Here is a 19553-nt window from a genome sequence, read left to right on the forward strand (position 1 = left end):
AAGAATCAGCTTCGTCGGCTCCGTGTCCGTGACGAGCGCAGGGACGACGTCCACTTCGGCTTCCTCGTCCTCGGCTGCTGCGTCATGCTCTTCCGCAGCCTCTATCCTCACATTTGATAGAGGCTCTGAGTCTGGGTTCGAGTCCCCCTCCCCAGAGAGCGTCCTGGGGCGCGCTGGATGTCGTCTAGTTGATCTCCACCGAGCCACCCTTGATGCGGTGGGTGCCCGTGGCTCGCGACTCCAGATAGGTCCCCTTGATGATGACCTTGCCATTGCGGCGCAGGGTGATGCTGGCTTCGCCACACTTGAGGACGACTTCGTCCTGGCCCTCGATGACCACCCGCTTGCCGTCGACGTGTGCCTCGGTAGGCGGTGGCGCTGGCTCGGCGGTCTCCAGCAAGGCATCCAGCAAGGGCGTGGGGCTGGGCTCGTGGATGAGGCCCATGATGAAGGGCAGCGCCGGGTCACCGTTCTCGAAGAGGAGGACCACCTTCTGGCGTCGGGCCACGGCCTCCTGGAGGCCCCGGGGCTCCAGGGCCACCGCCAGTCGCGCGGTGACGGGGCCCGTGGAGTTGCCAGGAAAATCCACGAGCGGTGCTCCCGAGGCCTCGAGTCCCACGAGCTGTCCGGAACGACTCCCGAGGATGGGCTCCCGCACCTGGGGGCCGGGCTGGCTCGACTTGCTGGCGGGGTGTGAGCTCATGAGGAAGGCCCTGGCGAACGAGGTGGATGAAGACGAAAGCTCTCAGCCGCGACCAGGCTGACGACGAATGATAGCGCATTCATGCGAGAGGCCGCCTGACAGGCGCCGGAGGGCCCTCGCCGTGCGCGGAATCGGCCAGCGCGGCCACTCAATCCGATGTGGGCTTCGACACACCTTCCGCCGTGACACGCAGTCCCCGCACGTCGTGCAGTCCGTCCCCCAGGAGGACATGCCCTCGCCACAGCAGCGTCACCTGTTCCGCATCGGCATCCAGGATGACGGTGTCCAGGTGCATCGCGGGCTTCGCGTCCTCGGTGCCCGCCAGTTCCACCGTGACGACCGGCGGCGCCTGCCCGGGCAGCGAGAAGGCCAGCCGTCCCTTCGGCGAAGCCCCGGCGATGATGACCGCCTCGTCCCCCTTCAAGTACCCCGGCGCCACGAGCCCCGGCGCGGCCGCGTTGAAGAAGCGCCGGTCGAAGTCCTTGGGCAACAGCGGCTTGCGCGTCTTGCTCCACGCCTCGTCATACGTCCCCGCGTACCTCGCCCGAGGCTGCCAGTCCGGTGACGTGAAGCCGAACCCCACTGGCGTCACCCGCTGCCCCAACTCCCGCAGCGGCTCCGCCGGGTCCTCCAGGTTGGGCAACCGCAACCCCTCCTCGAAGTGCCGCGCGCTGGCGCGAAAGCCCATGCCCACCGGGTTGCGCGGCTCGAACGCCGGCCTCCCCGCATCCGTCCTGTCCCACCCACCGAAGGCCCGCTCCCACTGCAACGCCATCCGCTCGAACGGCAGCGGCTTCGTCGCCGACACCCGCCCCAGGCTCCGGAACCACGTGCGCTCCCCCAACACCCGCACCGCCTTCGTCAGCGGCCCCACCTGGAGCGCCACCAGCACCTCCGTGTCCCCTTTGCGCCGCGCATGCGCATGGCCCAGCAACACCACGTCCGTCGCGGGCTTGATGAACGCGCCCTCCACCTCGTACCGGTAGCTGGACTCCCCGGGCTCGCCCCAGGGCTGCCCCTGCCAGCTCACCTTCGGCTGCTCCTTCACCCCCGTCAGCCCCGCCTCGCCGAGTCCATACGTCGCCTTCACCACGAGCAGGAGCAACGGCCGCCCCTCCTCGTCGCAGAGCCCCATCAGGTCAAAGGCGAACGGAGTCTCGTTCTCGACGGCGGGATGCCCCATGGCGCGCGCCCCCAGGCACCAGGCGCGAAGCCCTCGCGCCGGACAAGTACGTCACTGTAGCAGGCCACCCACCTCCGCGAGGCCGGCCCTCCTCCCACCCGTCGTCACATCGGCTCATTTCTTCGACATCAATGTCTCTCAAGAACGTTCGAATTCCTCACAGACGTGCCCGTGTTTCAGGCAGGGTCGACTTCTACCGCCCGCTTCTCCCTGTGAGCTGTTACCCCGCACCTGGTCTGGACGTTTCTTGCTCAACAAGGAAAAACGCGTAAATGGGCTTTACAAATCATGTCAGGAAATAATCGGAAACATGAATTTTCGATTTTGTATTTGAAATCCTGATTCCAGGTGTGTCACGACTATCCCGTCTTTCTACCGGAGGTAGTGCGTTTGGCTCATCGAGTCCTGAAGACGATTGGTGCGGCTTGGCTGGGAGTAGCGCTCACTGCGTGCGGCACCGTGGATTCCACGGGAGACGAGACGAAGGCTCCTGAAGCGAAGTCCGGCGGCGACATCCAGGGCTCCCTCGGGAAGCTGCCGGGTGCGGGCGTGGCGGGCGTGCACTCCGACGGCATCCCCTTCACGGTGGTCGGTGAGCTGGGCAAGGTGGAGCGCACGCTGTCCGCGCTCTCCGTGGGCCACGCGGCCTTCGCCGCGGCTCCCGCGCTGTCGGGCATCGCCCCCATCTTCCGCCTGAGCGCGGACGACATGTTCCTCAACAAGGCCCGCACCGACGCCCAGGGCAACCAGCACCTGCGCTACCGGCAGACGAAGAACGGCCTGGAGGTCGTCAACGGCGAGCTCGTGCTGCACGTTCGCCCGGACGGCCAGGTGTACGCGGCCAACAGCTCCGCGCGTGACGGCCAGGACCTGCCCGCGGTTCCCCGCGTGGATGGCTCCGCGGCGGCCCGTGCGGCGGCCCGCGCCACGGCCGGCACCGGCATCTCCACCGAGGGCGAGCCCCGGCTCGTCTATGTGCGTGACGTGAACGAGCAGCTCTTCCTGGCGTGGCAGGTGCGCGTCGTCGGCACCCAGGTCGAGGGCATCCCGCTGGTGGACGACGTGTTCGTCGACGCCCGTGGCCAGGCCGGTGTGGTCGCGCGTCACCCGCGCATCCACTCCGCGCTCAACCGCCGCGTGTACAGCGCCAACAACGGCAGCAGCACGCCGGGCACGCTGAAGCGCAGCGAGGGCCAGGCCGCCATCGGCGACGCCCACGTTGACATGAACTACGACCAGCTCGGGTACACGTACAACTGCTACCAGACGCTGTTCGGCCGCGACTCCATCAACAACGCGGGCGCCACCCTCATCAGCACCGTTCACTACGGCAGCAACTACGTGAACGCGTACTGGGACGGCACCCAGATGGTGTACGGCGACGGCGACGGCGTGAACTCCATCGAGCTGGGCAAGGACGCGGACGTCACCGTCCACGAGCTGACCCACGCCGTGACGGAGAACGAGTCCAACCTCACGTACTCCGGCCAGTCCGGCGGTCTGAACGAGGCGATGTCGGACACCTTCTCCGCCATCTGCGAGAGCTGGGCCTCCGGCTCCTGGGCCACCACGCCCGCCATCTGGATGATTGGCGAGGACGTGTGGACGCCGGGCACGGCGAACGACGCCCTGCGCTACATGGATGACCCGAAGAAGGACGGCGCCTCGCTGGACTTCGCCTCCGACTTCACCTCCGGCACGGACGTGCACTACAGCTCGGGCATCCCGAACCTGGCGTTCGCGCTGCTCTCCAAGGGTGGCACGCACCCGCGCGGCCGCTCCACCATCTCCGTGCCGGCCATCGGCGTCGAGAAGGCCGCCCGCATCTGGTACAAGGCCAACACCGACATCTACACGGCCTCCACCACCTTCGTTCAGGCGAAGACGTGGACCATCCAGGCCGCGCTGGACCTCGGCTATGACCAGGCCACGCAGGATGCCGTGAAGGCCGCGTGGGAAGCGGTGGGCGTGGGCGTCACCCTGCCTCCCCAGCCGTCCGTCGTGCTGACCAACGGCATCCCGGTGAACAACCTGGGCGGTGCCACGGGCAACCAGAAGTTCTTCAACCTGACCGTCCCGGCCGGCGCCACCAACCTCAAGTTCACGCTCGCCGGTGGCACGGGTGACGCGGACCTGTTCGTCCGGTTCGGCTCGCAGCCGAGCTCCTCCACCTACGACTGCAAGTCGGAGAGCAGCAGCAACACGGAGACCTGCACCATCCCCACCGCGCAGGCGGGCGTCTACCACGTGCTCATCAGCGCGTACGCCACCTACTCCGGCGCGACGCTGACGGGCTCGTTCAGCACGGTTGTTCCTCCGACCAACGTGCTGCAGAACAACGTGCCGGTGACGGGCCTGGCGGGCGCCGCCAGCTCCTCCGTGAACTACACGATGGACGTGCCGGCCAACACCCGGGTGACGTTCACCACCACGGGCGGCACGGGCGACGCGGACCTGTACGTTCGCTTCAACGCGGCCCCCACCACCACCACGTACAACTGCCGTCCGTACCTGTCGGGCAACGTCGAGACGTGCGCCCTGACGAACACCACGGCGGGCAAGTACTACGTGATGGTGCGTGGCTACTCGGCCTACACCGGTGTCACGCTGAAGGGCGCGTACTAGTCCTTCACGTCACATCGCAGGTCTGAAGCAAGCACCCGGGGGGCCTTCGTGGCGGCCACCCGGGTGCTGTCTTTTTGGGGTGGCACCTGTCCGCCAGCCCTCCCGTCACGCGGGCGTGTCCGGAGGTCCTTCGCGGGGCAGCTCGACGGTGAAGGTGCTGCCCTCGCCGGGCGTGCTCTCCACGCGGATGGAGCCTCCGAGCGCGGTGACCAGCTCCCGCACCAGGTGGAGCCCGAGCCCGAGCCCCCCATAGGCGCGCACGGAGACGGCGCGCTCGAAGCGCTCGAAGATGTGGGCGAGCCGGTCGGCGGCGATTCCGATGCCCGCGTCCCGGACGCTCACATGGACGACGTCCGCGTCGCCCCAGGCCCGCAGGGTGATGGGTTTGCCGGCGCCGAACTTGAGCGCGTTGGAGACGAGGTGGACGAACACCTGCTGGAGCCGCGCCGCGTCCCAGCGGCCGACCAACGCTTCTCCATCGACATGAAGCGCCAGCTCGCAGTCGGCGCGCTTCAGGGGCTCTTGCATGCGCCGGGTGACGGCGCCGAGGACCTCCACGAGGTCGACGCGCGACAGGTGCAAATCCAGGCGCCCCGCCTGGAGGCGGGAGATGTCGAGCATCTCCTCCACCAGCGTGGCCAGCTTCAGGCTCTGGCTGTCGAGCGTCTTGAGTCCGCGGATGGCGACGGGCGGCAGCCCCTGGGGCGTGTGACGCAAGAGCGTCTGCACCATGAGGCGCAGCGACGTGAGCGGGGTGTTCAGTTCATGGGAGGCGACGCTGAGGAACTCATCGCGCAGGCGGATGGCATCCTGGGACTCGCGGTAGAGGCGGGCGTTGTCGATGCAGACGGCGGCGCGGCGGGCCAGCTCCTGCGCCAGGCCCAGGTCCACCTCGCTGTAGCGGCGGCCGGGCGTGCCGGAGACGAACGTCGCGACGCCCAGCGTCCTGCCTCCGGCGATGAGCGGCACGTGCATGGCCGCCTGTGAGCCCAGCTCGCGCAGGCGCTCGACATACTCCGGGCCGTGGCCGTGCTCGCGCAGCATGAAGTCGGTGACGTCCGCGCGCAGGAAGGGCTGGCCGGTGCGCAGCGCGTGGATGACGGCGGGCGGAGACGTCCAGTCCACGGGGTAGTGCTCCAGCAGCTCGCGCAGGCGCGCCTCCTTCACCGGGTCCACGTGGGCCACCGCCAGCGTGCGCAGCGTGTCGCCTCGCTCGACGACGGTGAACATGCACCAGTCCGCGAGGAAGGGGACCACCAGCCGCGTGGCCTTCGCGAGCGTTTGCTCCAAATCCAGCGACTCCGCGAGCGCGAGTCCGGAGTCGGCCAGGAAGCGCACGGCCCGCTCCGCGCGGCGGCGCTCCTGCACCTCGACATGGAGCTGCTCGAACAGGCGGCTGTTCTCCAGGGAGATTGCGATTTGCGACGACAGCGTGCGCAGCACCCCCACGCGCTCGGGCGTGAAGGCGCGGGTGGCCAGGTCGTTCTCCAGGTAGAGCACGCCCACCGTCTTGCCATGGCGCTGGATGGGGATGGCCAGCGCGGACTTCACGGCGCGGCGGAGGACATAGGCGTCCTGGACGAAGCGCCCCTGGTGCGCGGCGTCGGCCAGCACCAGCGTCTCCCCGGTGCGGAAGGCGTGCTCCAGCAGGGTGATGGGCACCTGGCTGGCATGCGCCAGGGGCGTGCGCTCCAGGCTGACGGGCTCGGAGATGGCGCCCACGGCGCGGACCCGGAGCGCGCCCGCTTCATCCAGGACCAGCGCGCCCCGCGTGGCGCCCGCGGCCTCGAAGCACACCGCCATCAGCTTCTCCAGGAGCCGGTCCAGCACCACCTCGCCCACCAGCGTCTCCGACGCCTTGAGCAACGTGAGCAAATCCAGCGACGCGCCCGGGGCATCGGGCCTCGTCGGGGTGATGCCCGGCTCGCTCCAGGAGCGGTCGACCAGGGACTTGAGCTCGGGGAACTCCTCCTCCAGCAGCACCACCTTGGCCTGCGCGCCCCAGCGCGTGTAGCCGTCCAGGGCCGCGCGCAGGTGGAGCGTGGCGAAGCGCTTGTGATGGAGCTGCTGGTGGAAGCGCCCCGCCAGCTCGTTCGCGAGGGCCTCGTCCTGGAGGAAGCCCTCGGTGTGGGCGCCGTCGATGGCGCTGTCGTACAGGGCCATGGCCTCCAGGTGCCGCCCCTCCAGTCGGGCCACCTCGGCCGAGACGAGCTGGTGCTTGTGGCGGAAGTTCTCCGGGCAGGTCTCCGCCCAGCCGCCGAGCTTCCGTTGGTTCTCCGCGAGCAGGCCGAGCATCGCCTCGCGCTCCTCGGGAAGACGGGTGGCCCGCGCCGCCAGCGTCAGCGACGTCAGCACGTTGAAGTCGACGTTGCGGAAGAAGCCCTGCGCGAAGTGCTCGTAGGGCAGCGCCTCGCGCGACATCTTCAGGGCCTCGTCCAGGTCGCCCAGCACATACGCCACCAGCAGCTTCAAGAGGGCGTGCAGATAGAGGCTGGTGTGCGTCGTCAGCCCCGAGTCGAGGAAGTCCTGCTCGTCGAAGTCGTCGTCGCTGAGTCGGGCGAGCTGGTGGGTGCGGCCCTGGAGCGCGCGAATGGCCTGACGGGAGAGGATGGACACGTCCGCCATCACCTGGACGCCCGCGCGGCGCGCGAAGGACAGGCTGGTGTCGATGGAGCCCAGGACGCGCACCAGCTCGGTGCCCATGGCCAGCTCGGTGGAGACGACGGTGGTGAGCGCGTAGCTGGTGAACTGGAGGTCACCGCTGGCCAGCCCCGTGGTGACGGCGCGCCGCAGGAGCGACAGGTTGGTGCGCAGGGGCGCGCGCCAGTGATTGATGTTGAGGGTCAGCGTGATGAGGGCCCGGCACTCCTGGCGCGCGTCACCCAGCCGCCGAGCCAGCGCCACGCCCAGGTTGCACCAGGTATAGGCGCTCGCGGCGTCGCCCTCGCTGGCGAGCAGCATCCCGTGACAGGCGTACACCGCGGGCGCCCAGCGGGAGTTGCCGTGCTCCAGCGTGAGCACCAGGGCGAGGGTGTTGAGGTACGAGAAGAGGTTCGGGTCGACGAAGAACGCGGGCGTGACGAGCTCGGACAGGAGCTGCACGCAGGCCAGGTGGCGCGGGTCCTCCAGCAGGGGCGCCTCCAGCAATTCCTCCACCGGGCGCCCCCGCAGGTGGTGCTCCATCCGCTCCCGCTCCGAGGCGAGCGCCTGGGCGTAGCCATGTTCGGGCAGCTCCATTCCGAACAGGCGCAGCCCCTCCTGGCCCGCGCGCAGGGCCTCCGCGTGGTGGCCGTTCATCAGGAGCGCCAGCACCTGGAGGACGTACAGGTCCACCTTGCGCGGCGCGGAGGCGGCGTGCTCGTGGGCGGTGTGGAGCAGCTCCTCGGCCAGCTTCCCGTTGCCGGACAGGTAGGCGCACTCCGCCGCTTCCTTGTGGACCTGGAAGATCTGCTCGTGTCGCCGGGGCCAGTCCTCGCGGGGCAGCAGGGCCAGTCCCCGCGTGAGATACACCAGCGCCGCGCCGAAGGCCGACGCCTCCTTGGCCTTGAGGCCCGCGCGAAAGAGCAGCTCCGCCAGCGTCTGGCGCTCCCCGGCGCCGCTGAGCTTGCGCGCGCCGCGAGACAGGTGGTCCACCACCGCGAAGAGGCGCTCCTCGAGCACGTCCCCGCGCGCCCCGCGCAAGAGCTGGCGCCCCGCCGCCAGATGGAGCTCCTCGCGCTGGTCCTCGGTGAGCAGCGAGTACGCGGCCTGTCGGACGCGGTCATGCGCGAAGCGATACGTGGCCTCGGGGGTGATGGGGGTGTCCTCCGTGCGCGCCTGCGGGCGCTCGTTCTCCGGAATGAGCAGCCCCTCGCGCAGCAGGCTCCACAAGGCGGAGGCCGTGTCCTCCGTCGCGCGCTCGTCGACGAGTGATGACAGCAGGCCCAGCTCCACCCGGTCCCCCAGACAGGCGGCGACCTCCAGCACGTACTGCGCCCGCTCCGGCAGCCGACGGATGGCGGCGAGCATCAGCTCCACCACGTTCTCCGTCACCTCCACGCGCCGCAGCCGCTCCAGCTCCCACGTCCACGTGCCCTGCTCCAAATCGAAGTTCAGCAGTCCGGACGTGTGCAGGAGCCGCAGCAGGCGGGTGAGGAAGAGCGGGTTGCCCGCCGTCTTGTTCAGGAGCAGCTCCGCCAGGGGCGCCACCTCCGACGGCTCGCGGCGAAAGGTGTCCGCGCACAGCGCGGTGATGGCGGCGGCATCCAACGGCTCCAGCTCGAAGGCGTGGGAGGGAATCGCCCCCTGCTCCTCGAGCGTGCTCAACAGCCGCGGCAGCGGATGCTCGTGGCCGACCTCCTGGGAGCGCCAGGCGCCGACGAAGAGGACGTGGAGCGAGCCGGGGTCTCCGCAGAGGCTCTTGAGGAGCTGGAGCGAGCCGGGGTCCGCCCACTGGAGGTCATCCAGGAAGAGGAGCAGGACGTGGCGGGGCGTCGCCAGCGCCTGCACGAAGGACTGGAAGAGCAGATGGAAGCGCGCGGACGCCTCCACCGGTCCCAGCTTCGGGGGCAGGGGCTGCGGGCCGAGCAGCTCCTCCAACGCGGGGATGACGTCGCTGATGACGCGGGCGTGGGGGCCCAGGGCGCCGAGCAGTCGCTGACGCCAGATGTCCCGCGCCTCCGGAGCCTCCTCCATCAGCTCGCGCAGCAGGCCCTGGAACGCCTGGACGAACGCGGAGTAGGGCACGTTGCCCTGGAGCTGGTTGAACTTGCCGGTCAGCAGCCGGTCGCCGCGCGCCGCGTCTCGCGCCAGCTCGTGGACCAGCGCCGACTTGCCGATGCCCGCCGCGCCGGACAGGAGGAGCAGCTCGCTGGTGCCCTGGCGCACGCGCTCCCGTGCCGCGCGCAGCTCGGCCTGCTGCGGCTCGCGGCCATACAGTCGCTCGGGGAGGGACAGCTGGCGGGCCAGGTCCAGCCGCCCCAGCTCGAAGTCGTCGGACAGGTCCGCGCCCTTCCTGCGGCGGACCTCCTGGAGGTCCACGAGGAGGGAGTCGGCGCTCTGGTAGCGCTCCTCGGGCATCTTCGCGAGCAGCTTGAGGACGATGTCGGAGACGACGCGAGGGACGGCGGGGTTGGCGAACGCGGGCGGCACGGGATGCCGGGCCAGGTGGGCGTGGACCAGCTCCACGGGGTCCGCGGACGTGAAGGGCGGCAGACCCGTGAGCAGCTCGTAGAACGTCGCGCCCAGGGAGTAGAGGTCCGCGCGGTGGTCGATGAGCCGGTTCATCCGGCCCGTCTGCTCCGGGGCGATATAGGCCAGGGCCCACTGGAGCTCTCCGGGCATGTCCCCGGAGGGCGCGAGGCCGGAGACGCGCGTGGCCAGGTCGAAGTCGATGAGCGTGAGGCGCTGACCGCTGGCGCTCATCACGAGGTTGGTGGGGTTGAGGTCGCGGTGGATGACGTGGTGCTGGTGCAGGCGGGAGAGGATGCCAGCGAGCTGGAGGGCCAGCTCCATGAAGACCTCCACGCCCACCGGCCTGCGATGCAGCCACTCCTGGAGGTTGTGGGGCCCGGCGTCCTCCAGGACGAGCGCGAGCGGCTGTGAGGGCTCCTCGGTGAGCGAGACGACGCGGGAGATGTCCGGCACCCCGTCGCGCAGCTCGCGCAGGAGCGCGTCCTCGTGGCGCAGCATGGGGCCGCTGCCGACGGCGAGCGGACCTCGGCGGACCTGCTTGATGACGAGGGGCCTGCCGTCCTGTCCCCAGGTCCGCAGGACGACGTAGCGGCGTCCTCGATGAATCTCCTGAAGCCCTTCGGTGCCCGGCGCCTGCCACATCTCGCCCTCGCCGTGAAAGCCCTCCGTCCGGTCCCCGCGCGGCCAGGCCCACCCGGCCACTCCCCGCGCGGCGTCCCGCTTCCTTCACGATTTGGACGGAGGTGCCTTACGGCACGCGCGGCGCACGCGCTGACGGGCGACCCGCCGGGGCCTCGCACGGCCTCCGGGTGTGGCGCGCCCGCCGGATACGGTCTTCAGCTCACGCGGCGCAGCTCGGGCAGGTCCTCGGGCCGCAGGGCCCAGACGGGCGCGGGTGGCAGCGCGGAGAGGAAGCCCGTCTGCACCGCGGGAAAGCCGTCCACCTGCGCCGCGTCCGGGAACAGGGTCCCCGCGCGGACCAGGCTGCCCGCGCCGACGATGCAGCCCCGGCCCAGGCGGCTGCGGTCGCAGAGGATGGCGCCTGGCTCCACCACCGTCCCCGCGCCCACGAAGCAGGCGTGCACCAGGCAGCCCGGCCCGATGAAGACGCCGTCCTCGATGACGAGCGAGCCGCCCGGCTGCAGGTGCACCACCGCGTTGGCGTGGATGCGCACCCCCGCGCCGATGCGCAGCGGGACGTGGGACTCGCCCACGATTCTCACACCGGGGCCGATGATGGCGCCCGGTCCGATGAGCACGTCTCCCGTCACCTCGCAGGAGGAGAAGAGGGTGGCGGTGGGGTGGACGAGCGGGTGCTTGTCTCGGAAGGAGTACAACTGTCCCATGGGGGCGTCCTCGGCGCGGTCTCTCGCGAAGAAGGGGGTGAGGGGTTGTTCGGGCAGCGAGAGGGTGCCGCCTCGCGCGGTGCGCAGCCGCTCCAGGTCGCCGGTGTCGACCCGGCGGACGACCCGGGCGGGCCGCCCCACGACGACGGAATCGGAGGGCACGAACATGCCCGCGGGCACCAGCGTGCCATCCGCCACGAGGCAGCGGTCTCCCAGCTGCGCGCCGGGCATGAGGATGGCGCCAGCGCCTACGTCACACAGGTGGCCCGCGGATGCGCCGAGCATGAGGCTCCTCGGACCGAGCGCGGTCTTCTCTCCCACCGCGACGGGGTGTCGGGCCGTGCCGATGACCACCGCGTTCTCCCGGACCGCGGAGCCCGCGCCCAGTTGGACCGCGCCTTCCGGAGAGCACACCACCGCGCCTTGTGCGACGTGGACCCCCGGTCCCAGGTGCATGCGTCCCAGGACGCGCGCACTGCTGGCCAGACGGAAATGAGCGGCGCCCTGACTGGGGTCCGTGGAAGGTGCCACACGCGAAAAGCTCGTCACCATGAGTGGAGGCAAGCTACACCTCGGCCCGGGACAGAAGGACGGCCCGCCGGCGCTGGATGGGTGTTCGAGGCAGGACGACCGAGCCCTCGGGGCTCCGCCTCCGGTACGGGGCAAGAGACTTCCACGCACGCTCGTCCGGGCGCGAAGGACAAGGGCCCGCCCGCTCGTCCGTCCGCCGTGCTCCGGGCCCGGGGTCAGCCGATGACGGCGGCGGCCGTCCCTGGACGCGCCCGCGCCTTCCTGCCAGAAGGGCCCAGGTTCGGGGCGGCATGGAGGCCGGAAATGTCGGAGGTGGATGCGCCGTCGTCGCGGGAACCCGCGGTGGGGCTCTGGGCTTCGCTGAAGGAAGCCATGCATGGCACCGAGCGGGACCTCACGGGTCTGCCGGTGAAGCGGGCCATCTTCCTGCTCGCGGTCCCCATGGTGCTGGAGATGGTGATGGAGTCCATCTTCGCCGTGGTGGACGTGTTCTTCGTCGGGCGGCTGGGCGCGGATGCCGTCGCGACGGTGGGCCTGACGGAGTCGCTGCTCACCATCATCTACGCGGCGGCGGCGGGCCTGAGCATCGGCGCCACGGCGCTGGTGTCGCGCCGCATCGGTGAGAAGGACCCGGAGCGGGCCGCGCGCACCGCGGTGCAAGCCATTGGCCTGGGGGTGCTGCTGGCCATTCCCGTGGCGGTGGCGGGCGTCGTGTTCGCCCGGCCGTTGATGGAGCTGATGGGCGGCTCGCCGTGGGTGCTGGAGCACGGCGTGCGCTACACGCGGGTGATGCTCGGCGGCATGGGCAGCGTGCTGCTGCTGTTCCTCATCAACGCCATCTTCCGGGGCGCGGGGGACGCGGCCATCGCCATGCGCGTGTTGTGGCTGGCCAACGCCATCAACATCGTCCTGGCGCCCATGCTCATCTTCGGCCTGGGGCCCTTCCCGGAGCTGGGCGTCATGGGCGCCGCGGTCGCCACCACGTTCGGCCGCAGCTGCGGCGTGGTGTACCAGCTCTACCGGCTGGCGCGTGGCAGCGGGAGGCTCCAGGTGCGCCGCGAGCACCTGCGGCTGGAGCCGGGGACGATGCTGGCCATGCTGAAGCTGTCCGGCGCGGGCACGGCGCAGTCGCTGGTGAACACCACGAGCTGGGTGGTGCTGGCGCGCATCGTCGCGACGTTCGGCAGCGCGGTGGTGGCGGGCTACACCATCGCCATGCGCATCGTCCTCTTCGCGCTCCTGCCCTCGTGGGGCCTGGCCAACGCGGCGGCCACGCTGGTGGGGCAGAGCCTGGGGGCGAAGCAGCCGGAGCGCGGCGAGCGCGCGGTGTGGACGGCGGGCGTCATCAACGCCGTCTTCCTGGGCTCGCTGGGGCTGTTGTTCATCGTCTTCGCCCAGCCCCTGGTGAGCGCCTTCTCGCCCGACGCGGCGGTGGTGGACTACGGGGCCCACGCGCTGCGCATCATCAGCGGAGGCTTCCTCTTCTACGCCTTCGGCATGGTGCTCACGCAGTCGTTCAACGGCGCGGGGGACACCGCCACGCCCACCCTCATCAACATCTTCTGCTTCTGGTTGCTCGAGCTGCCGCTGGCGTGGGTGTTGTCGGGGCCTGTCGGGATGGGGCCCTCGGGCGTCTTCCTGGCCCTCACGGTGGCCTTCTCCATGCTGGCCATCGTCTCCGCCATCCTCTTCCGGCGAGGCACCTGGAAGCTGCGCGAGGTGTAGGGGGCTTCCGGCTTCTTCCGTGAGCGCGCGGTGCGCTCACGGTGGGAATGCACCCGGGCGCTTGACTCGGGTGGGGGGAGCGGAGGGCAATGGGCCTCATGAGACGTGCGCTCCTCGTGGCCTGCCTGGTGTTGGGACTCCCTTCCTCCGCGGCCGAGCCGCCCCGGGCCTACGTGCTCAAGGCCGCGCGCCTGTTCGACGCGAAGACGGGGAAGCTCGTCACGCCGGGCGTGGTGGTGGTGACGAACGGCAAGGTGGCGGCGGTGGGCGCGGGCGCGAAGGCGCCAGAGGGCGCGCGCGTGGTGGAGCTGGGGGACGCCACGTTGCTGCCCGGCTTCATGGACTCGCACACTCACCTGACGGGCGAGCCGGGCGAGGACTGGAGGCAGGACGTCATCGACTCGCTCCAGCGGACCATTCCGGAGCAGACGCTGGAGTCCCTGCCGCGCGTGCGCGCGACGCTGATGGCGGGCTTCACCACCGTGCGCAACCTGGGCGCCGGAGACTTCATCGACGTGGGGCTGCGCAACTCCATCCGCCGAGGCACGGTGGTGGGGCCGCGCATGCTGACGGCCACGGCGGGACTGGGCACCACGGGCGGCCACTGCGACGAGGGCAACTCCTGGCGCAAGGGCGTGCTGGCGGACGAGACGGGCGCGGGCGTGGCGGACGGGCCGGAGGCGCTGCGCGCGAAGGTGCGCGACACGCTCAAGTACGGCGCGGACCTCATCAAGGTGTGCGCGACGGGCGGCGTGCTGAGCCTCAACTCGGATGTGGACTCGCCGCAGCTCACCCAGGCGGAGTTGGATGCGATTGTGGATGAGGCGCACGCGCGCAAGCGCAAGGTGGCGGCGCATGCCCACGGAGCGGAGGGGGCCAAGCGGGCCATCCGCGCCGGCGTGGACTCCATCGAGCACGGCTCGCTGCTGGATGACGAGGCGCTCGACTTGATGAAGCGCAAGGGCACCTGGTTCGTGCCCACCGCCATGGCCTTCCAGGGCGTGAAGGAGCGCGCGGACCAGGGCCGCCTGCCGGAGGACAACATCCGCAAGGTGCGCGCGGTGGACGAGGCGCGCAAGCAGTCGCTGCGCAAGGCGATTGCGCGGGGCGTGCGCATCGCCTTCGGCACGGACGCGGGGGTCTTCGAGCACGGGCGCAACGCGGGCGAGTTCGCGCTGCTGGTGGAAGCGGGCATGGCGCCGGCCGAGGCCCTGCGCGCGGCGACGGTGCACGCGGCGGAGCTCCTGGGCGTGTCCGCCACGCTAGGCACGCTGGAGCCGGGGAAGCTGGCGGACGTGGTGGCGGTGCCGGGCAATCCGCTCCAGGACATCCGGAAGACGGAGGCCGTGTTCTTCGTGATGAAGGAGGGCGTCATCTACCGCCATGACACCGAGCCCGTGGTGCCCTCCGCCGCCCGCTGAACGAACCCCCGCGTGCCCGACGAGTCCTCCTCGCACAGGCCCGCATCGCTCGTGGGGGGCTGCTTCAGGCGCCGTGCGCGTCGCCCAGCGAGGCATCCCAGAAGGACGCCTCTACCTTGTGGCCGTCCGGGTCCCTCACGAAGCAGCCGTAGTAGGGCTCGCCGTAGAGCGGGCGCGGACCGGGGGCGCCCTCGTCGGTGGCTCCCGCCGCGAGCGCGGCCGCGTGGAAGGCGTGCACCATCTGCTTCGAGGTGGCGATGAAGCCGAAGTGCGTGCCGTTGCCGACGGTGGCGCGCTGTCCGTCGAGGGGCATCTGCACCCAGAACTCCGGGAACTGTTTGCCGTAGGCCACGGCGTTGGGGAAGTCGAGCACCCGACGACAGCCCAGCGTGGCGAGCACCTGGTCGTAGAAGGCCACCGCGCGGGCGAAGTCATTCGTTCCGACGGAGACGTGAGAGAGGATGCTCGGGTTTTCGTCGCTCATGGATTCCTCGAACCTATCGGCTCAGGGGCAGTAGGGGCAGGAGGGCATGCCCGGATTGTCTGATTCGAACTGGGCGTACACGCGGCAGTTGTCGTTGCGCTTCAACGTGTTGCCCTGGCAGCCGTAGTGGTACGCGGCCTGGCAGAACGCGGAGGACTGCGGGTCCGCCGCCGGCCCCGAGTACGGACTGGTGCACGAGCCCGACGTGCCGCCACACTCGTCCGCGTCGTCCTTCAGCTCCGAGTACGAGCACGAGCTGTTCTCGCCATACGCGGAGCAGGTGCTGTCGGACGGGCACCACTTGCAGGCATTGGCGACGTACTCACTCGCGCACGAGCCGCAGGTGGAAATCTCCGTACAGACGTCGTCCTCGGTGCAGGCGGAGAGGCCAAGGGACAGCACGAGGAGCGCGAGCAAGGGGATGTGACGGGGCAAGGTGACTCCGAATACCGGGGGGACACGGGATTGTTGTCGGAGCCTCGTTTTTCAATCAACGAGTCCGGAATCATCCAGGGCGACTCCTCCGAAGACTCTCGAAATCTCAGCCGACGGAGAACAGGCGCGCCTTGCGGAGCTGGACTTTGAGTGTCTGACCCGGGCGCACTTCAAGTGGTGGGGCCACCACGCGCAGCAGGGTGCCGTCGACGGGGAAGCGGTACTCGGCGGCGTGTCCGAGGAACAGGCGCGCGGAGAGGGGCAGAGGGGTGCCCTGTTCACCGAGCGCCAGGTCCTCGGGCCGCACGACCAGGGTCGCGGGGCCCGGGGGTGCCGAGGTGTCGGCGGACAGTTGGAACACCGTGCCGCTCCGCGCGGTGTGGAAGGCGCCCTCGCGCACCTCGCCGGTGAGGACGTTCGCTCCGCCGACGAAGCCCGCGACGAAGGGCGTGGCTGGCTCGCGATACAGCGTCTCGGGCGCGTCCACCTGCTCCAGCACGCCCTGGTTCATCACCGCGATGCGGTCCGACAGCGCGAGCGCCTCGCCCTGGTCATGCGTGACGAAGACGAGCGTGGTGCCCAGCCGCGCGCGCAGGGCCGCCAGCTCCGCGCGCAGCTCTTCACGCAGCGCCGCGTCCAGGTTGGAGAGCGGCTCGTCCAGCAGCAGCACGCGGGGGCTGGCCACCAGGGCGCGCGCCAGGGCCACGCGCTGAAGCTGTCCGCCCGACAGCTCGTGGGGCCTTCGAGTCGCCAGCGCCTCCAGGCGGACCCAACGCAGGGCCTCGCGCACCTTCGCGGCGACCTCCGTCTTCGACATGTGACGCAGCGTCAGCGGATAGGCCACGTTCTCTTCCACCGAGCGGTGCGGCCAGACGGCGTAGCCCTGGAACACCATGCCCAGTCCGCGCCGCTCGGGCGGCACGCGCACGCCCGGCCCCGCCACCATCTCCCCGCCAATGCGGATGACGCCCGTGTCGGGGTGCTCCAGGCCCGCGAGCATCCGCAGCGTCGTCGTCTTGCCGCAGCCGGACGGGCCCAGCAGCGAGACGAGCTCGCCCTCGCGGACCTCGAGGCTCAGGCCGCGCACCACGGGCGTGGCGCCGTAGGACTTGAACAACCCTTCCAACGAAATCGCCGCCATCACCGCGCCTCCGCCGCGCGCCGGGCCACCAGCGCGAGCACCGCTTGTCCCAACACCACCAGCGCGACGAAGGCGCAGGCCAGCACCGCCGCCGCGGCGGGGTCCGCGTAGCTCTGCAGGTCGAACAGCAGCTTGCCCAGCACCTCCGAGCCCGCGGGCACCAGCAACACGGACATGGTGATTTCCGTCGCGCACGAGAGGAAGGCCAGGATGAAGGCCACCGTGAGCGCGGGCCGCAAGAGGGGCAGGGGCACGTCGACGAAGGCCCGCAGCGGCCCCGCTCCACTGATGCGCGCCGCCTCCGTCAGGGACGGGTCCAACTGGGCCAGCGCCTCCGCGCTGTTGCGCGTCCCCAGCGCCAGGTACTTCGCCGCATAGGCGATGAGCAGCAGCCACGGCGTGTGCGCCAGCGCGAGCACGAAGGCCACCTTGTCCACGAGGATGAAGCGCCAGTCCCGCGAGAAGGCGAGCAGCAGCGCCAGGGCCAGCACCGTGCCCGGCACCGCATAGGGCCATACGGCGACGGCCTCCACGCCCGCGCCGAGTCGGCGGAAGGCCCGCTGGAGCAGCGCCGCGGCGAGCCCCAGCCCACACACCAGCGCGCCCGCTCCCGTCGCGAGCAGCAGGCTGAGCCCCGTGGCGCGCAGGGTGCGCGGCTCCAGCAGGACGCCGGACCAGTGCGCGAGCGTCAACTCCTCCCACGCAAGCCTCGCCCCGAAGCTGCGCTGGAGCGAGGTGAGCAGGATGGCGGCGAGCGGCAGCAACACGAGCAGCGCGCACGTGCTCGCGACCCCCACGGTGGCCCCGGTGCGCGCGCGGCCCAGGGACAGGGGACGCGAGGCCAGGCCCTTGCCCGTGCTCAGCCGCACGCGGCCCGAGCGGCCCAGGGCCCACGTCGCCAGCAGGGACAGCGGAGTGAGCAAGAGCAGCGCGAGCGCGAGCGCGGAGGCCCGGCCCAGGCCCTCGTCCCCGAGCAGCACGAGTTCGTAGATGCGCGTGGTGAGCACGCGCGTGGGCGGAGACGCGGACACGCCCAGCAGGTACGGCACGCCGAACGACGACGCCGCCATCAGGAACACCATCACCGCGCCGGACAGGAGCGAGGGGAGCACCAGCGGCACCGTCGTCGTCAGCAGGGCCCGCGCGGGCGAGGCGCCACACACGCGCGCGGCCTCCTCCAGCGCGGGGTCCACGCGCCGCAGCGCCGCGGCGCCCGCGAGCAGCACCAGCGGCAGTCCGGACAATCCCTCCACGAAGGCGATGCCCACCGGGCCGTGGATGTCGAGCGTGCCCTCACCCAGCAGCCGGTTGAGATAGCCCGCGCGCGGACTGGCCAATGACAGCCATCCCATGCCCCAGATGAACGCGGGAATCGCCGAGGGCAGGGTGAAGAGGACGGTGAAGGCGCCGCGCAGCGGCAGGTCCGTGCGGAACAGCAACAGCGACAAAGGCGTGCCCAGGACGAGCGCGAGCACCGCCGCCCCGCCGGAGATGGCCAGCGTGTTGCCCAGCGCGCCCGCCTCCGAGACCAGCCAATCCCAGCCGAGCGTCCCCGGGGCTCCCGCGCCGCGCGCGAGCAGCAGCACCACCGGGCCCACCGCGAAGAGGACCAGGGGCACCAGCCACGCGAACAGCCCGAGCCACCGCGCCAGGGGGCTCATCTCGAGAAGGCCCGGCTGAAGGCTTCCTTGATGACGCCGCCGCGCGTGAGGCCCTCTTCCATCAGCGCGGGTGTCCACGGCTGCGTGCGCGTCAGCAGGGTGTCCACGCCGGGCTCACCGCCGGGGCCGGGGAGGCGTGGATCCACCGCGTGCATGTCACCCTTCTCGACGATGAGTCGCTGGCCCTCGGGAGACAGGAGCACGTCCACCACCGCCTTCGCGGCCACGGGGTTGGGCGTCGTCGCGAAGAGAGCCACGGGCCCGGGGATGGTGACGGCGCCGTCGGTGGGCCAGACCACGCGAATCCGACTGCCGCGTGAGCGGGCCGTCAGCGCGTTCTCCAGCAGCAGCACGCCCGCGTCCGCCTCGCCGCTCTCCACCTTCTGGAGCACCGCCGCGTTGCCGCCCGCGACGATGGCGCCGCGCTCGCGCAGGCCGGTGAAGTACCCGTCGCCATACTTCGACTGACAGAACACCGCCCAGGTGAAGGCCGTGCCCGACGTGAGCGGGTCGCCAATGGCCACCCGTCCCGTCCACGTCCCGTCCACCAGCGCCGCGAAGGACGTGGGCGGAGGAGGGGAGTCCTCGCGGTGCACCAGCACCATGGTGGACACGCGGATGGAGGCATGGCGGGCGTCCAAATCCAGCAGCGAGCGCGGGACGCGCAGCACATGCGGGGAGGCATAGGGCAGGAAGGCGCCGGAGCGTGCCAGTCGCTCGACGAAGAACGGGTCCGACGCGGAGAGGATGTCGGCGCGCACGGCGCCGGCGGCGCGCTCGGCCTCCACCCGGCTGGCCACCTTCTCGCTGCCGGCCTGGTACCAGCGCACCGTGACGCCGGGGAGCTTCTTCTTCAGCAGCGGCTCCAGCGCGTCCAGCACGTGCTGGTACATGGACGTGTAGACCCAGACCTCGCCGGACGGCGCGCCCTCGTGGGAGAGGGTGGCGCCGGATGAGGGCGCGGCGGACTCGATGCGGCACGAGGCGAACACGGCCAGCGCGAGGACGAGGCCGGCCGTTCGGGCCAGGGCGGGAAGGGACATGCGCCCGGGATTATGCGGCACCCCCGCCGAAAGTCGCCGTCCCTCACGGACGCATCTTCAAAAGGAAAGCCCCCTCCGCGCCC

General features: G+C 70.7%; 12 protein-coding genes. 3 read left to right on the forward strand and 9 right to left on the reverse strand.

Features of this window, described 5'->3' with window-relative positions; all coding sequences use genetic code 11:
* Positions 1 to 184 precede the first annotated feature (184 nt).
* Together FJV41_RS26965 and FJV41_RS26970 are read right to left on the reverse strand one after the other, a co-directional pair.
* On the reverse strand, positions 185 to 703 hold the full coding sequence (locus tag FJV41_RS26965; RefSeq protein ID WP_141645435.1) for a DUF6484 domain-containing protein: 519 nt from the start codon (positions 701 to 703) through the stop codon (positions 185 to 187).
* Between the two features lie 148 nt (positions 704 to 851).
* Positions 852 to 1886, reverse strand: a complete 1035-nt coding sequence (locus FJV41_RS26970; protein WP_141645436.1) for a DUF2169 family type VI secretion system accessory protein — start codon at positions 1884 to 1886, stop codon at positions 852 to 854.
* A 459-nt stretch (positions 1887 to 2345) separates the two neighbouring features.
* Between FJV41_RS26970 and FJV41_RS26975 the strand changes: the two genes are divergently transcribed.
* Positions 2346 to 4511 carry a M4 family metallopeptidase gene (locus FJV41_RS26975; protein WP_246137436.1) on the forward strand — a complete coding sequence of 722 codons (2166 nt, stop codon included), beginning with the start codon at positions 2346 to 2348 and terminating at the stop codon, positions 4509 to 4511.
* Between the two features lie 105 nt (positions 4512 to 4616).
* On the opposite strand, the gene FJV41_RS26980 is transcribed toward FJV41_RS26975, so the two are convergent.
* Together FJV41_RS26980 and FJV41_RS26985 are read right to left on the reverse strand one after the other, a co-directional pair.
* Positions 4617 to 10325, reverse strand: a complete 5709-nt coding sequence (locus FJV41_RS26980; RefSeq protein ID WP_181790963.1) for an AAA family ATPase — start codon at positions 10323 to 10325, stop codon at positions 4617 to 4619.
* A gap of 194 nt (positions 10326 to 10519) precedes the next feature.
* Positions 10520 to 11485: a gamma carbonic anhydrase family protein gene (locus FJV41_RS26985; RefSeq protein ID WP_246137437.1), complete on the reverse strand. Its 966-nt coding sequence runs from the start codon at positions 11483 to 11485 to the stop codon at positions 10520 to 10522.
* A 378-nt stretch (positions 11486 to 11863) separates the two neighbouring features.
* Between FJV41_RS26985 and FJV41_RS26990 the strand changes: the two genes are divergently transcribed.
* Positions 11864 to 13285 (forward strand): MATE family efflux transporter, encoded by a 1422-nt coding sequence (locus tag FJV41_RS26990; RefSeq protein ID WP_141645440.1) that lies wholly within the window; start codon positions 11864 to 11866, stop codon positions 13283 to 13285.
* A 98-nt stretch (positions 13286 to 13383) separates the two neighbouring features.
* Positions 13384 to 14706: a metal-dependent hydrolase family protein gene (locus tag FJV41_RS26995; protein WP_141645441.1), complete on the forward strand. Its 1323-nt coding sequence runs from the start codon at positions 13384 to 13386 to the stop codon at positions 14704 to 14706.
* 64 nt (positions 14707 to 14770) lie between these two features.
* Here FJV41_RS26995 and FJV41_RS27000 read toward each other — a convergent pair whose 3' ends face one another.
* The 5 genes from FJV41_RS27000 to FJV41_RS27020 all read right to left on the reverse strand — a co-directional run bounded on the left by FJV41_RS27000 (position 14771) and on the right by FJV41_RS27020 (position 19470).
* Positions 14771 to 15190: a VOC family protein gene (locus FJV41_RS27000; RefSeq protein ID WP_141645442.1), complete on the reverse strand. Its 420-nt coding sequence runs from the start codon at positions 15188 to 15190 to the stop codon at positions 14771 to 14773.
* Positions 15191 to 15211: 21 nt separating this feature from the next.
* Positions 15212 to 15625, reverse strand: a complete 414-nt coding sequence (locus FJV41_RS27005) for a hypothetical protein (RefSeq protein WP_141645443.1) — start codon at positions 15623 to 15625, stop codon at positions 15212 to 15214.
* A gap of 106 nt (positions 15626 to 15731) precedes the next feature.
* Positions 15732 to 16766 (reverse strand): ABC transporter ATP-binding protein, encoded by a 1035-nt coding sequence (locus FJV41_RS27010; protein WP_141645444.1) that lies wholly within the window; start codon positions 16764 to 16766, stop codon positions 15732 to 15734.
* Positions 16766 to 18427, reverse strand: a complete 1662-nt coding sequence (locus FJV41_RS27015; protein WP_141645445.1) for an ABC transporter permease — start codon at positions 18425 to 18427, stop codon at positions 16766 to 16768. Before FJV41_RS27015 ends, FJV41_RS27010 begins: the two co-directional genes overlap by 1 nt.
* Positions 18424 to 19470 (reverse strand): ABC transporter substrate-binding protein, encoded by a 1047-nt coding sequence (locus tag FJV41_RS27020; RefSeq protein WP_141645446.1) that lies wholly within the window; start codon positions 19468 to 19470, stop codon positions 18424 to 18426. Before FJV41_RS27020 ends, FJV41_RS27015 begins: the two co-directional genes overlap by 4 nt.
* Positions 19471 to 19553 lie beyond the last annotated feature (83 nt).

Source organism: Myxococcus llanfairpwllgwyngyllgogerychwyrndrobwllllantysiliogogogochensis, assembly GCF_006636215.1.
Lineage (GTDB): Bacteria > Myxococcota > Myxococcia > Myxococcales > Myxococcaceae > Myxococcus > Myxococcus llanfairpwllgwyngyllgogerychwyrndrobwllllantysiliogogogochensis.

Bases quoted from the DNA above. Each gene is read 5' to 3' on its own strand.
- FJV41_RS26965 (WP_141645435.1), bottom strand. From the start codon at position 703: ATGAGCTCACACCCCGCCAGCAAGTCGAGCCAGCCCGGCCCCCAGGTG.
- FJV41_RS26970 (WP_141645436.1), bottom strand. From the start codon at position 1,886: ATGGGGCATCCCGCCGTCGAGAACGAGACTCCGTTCGCCTTTGACCTG.
- FJV41_RS26980 (WP_181790963.1), bottom strand. From the start codon at position 10,325: ATGTGGCAGGCGCCGGGCACCGAAGGGCTTCAGGAGATTCATCGAGGA.
- FJV41_RS26985 (WP_246137437.1), bottom strand. From the start codon at position 11,485: ATGCACCTGGGACCGGGGGTCCACGTCGCACAAGGCGCGGTGGTGTGC.
- FJV41_RS26990 (WP_141645440.1), top strand. From the start codon at position 11,864: ATGTCGGAGGTGGATGCGCCGTCGTCGCGGGAACCCGCGGTGGGGCTC.
- FJV41_RS26995 (WP_141645441.1), top strand. From the start codon at position 13,384: ATGAGACGTGCGCTCCTCGTGGCCTGCCTGGTGTTGGGACTCCCTTCC.
- FJV41_RS27000 (WP_141645442.1), bottom strand. From the start codon at position 15,190: ATGAGCGACGAAAACCCGAGCATCCTCTCTCACGTCTCCGTCGGAACG.
- FJV41_RS27010 (WP_141645444.1), bottom strand. From the start codon at position 16,766: ATGGCGGCGATTTCGTTGGAAGGGTTGTTCAAGTCCTACGGCGCCACG.
- FJV41_RS27015 (WP_141645445.1), bottom strand. From the start codon at position 18,427: ATGAGCCCCCTGGCGCGGTGGCTCGGGCTGTTCGCGTGGCTGGTGCCC.
- FJV41_RS27020 (WP_141645446.1), bottom strand. From the start codon at position 19,470: ATGTCCCTTCCCGCCCTGGCCCGAACGGCCGGCCTCGTCCTCGCGCTG.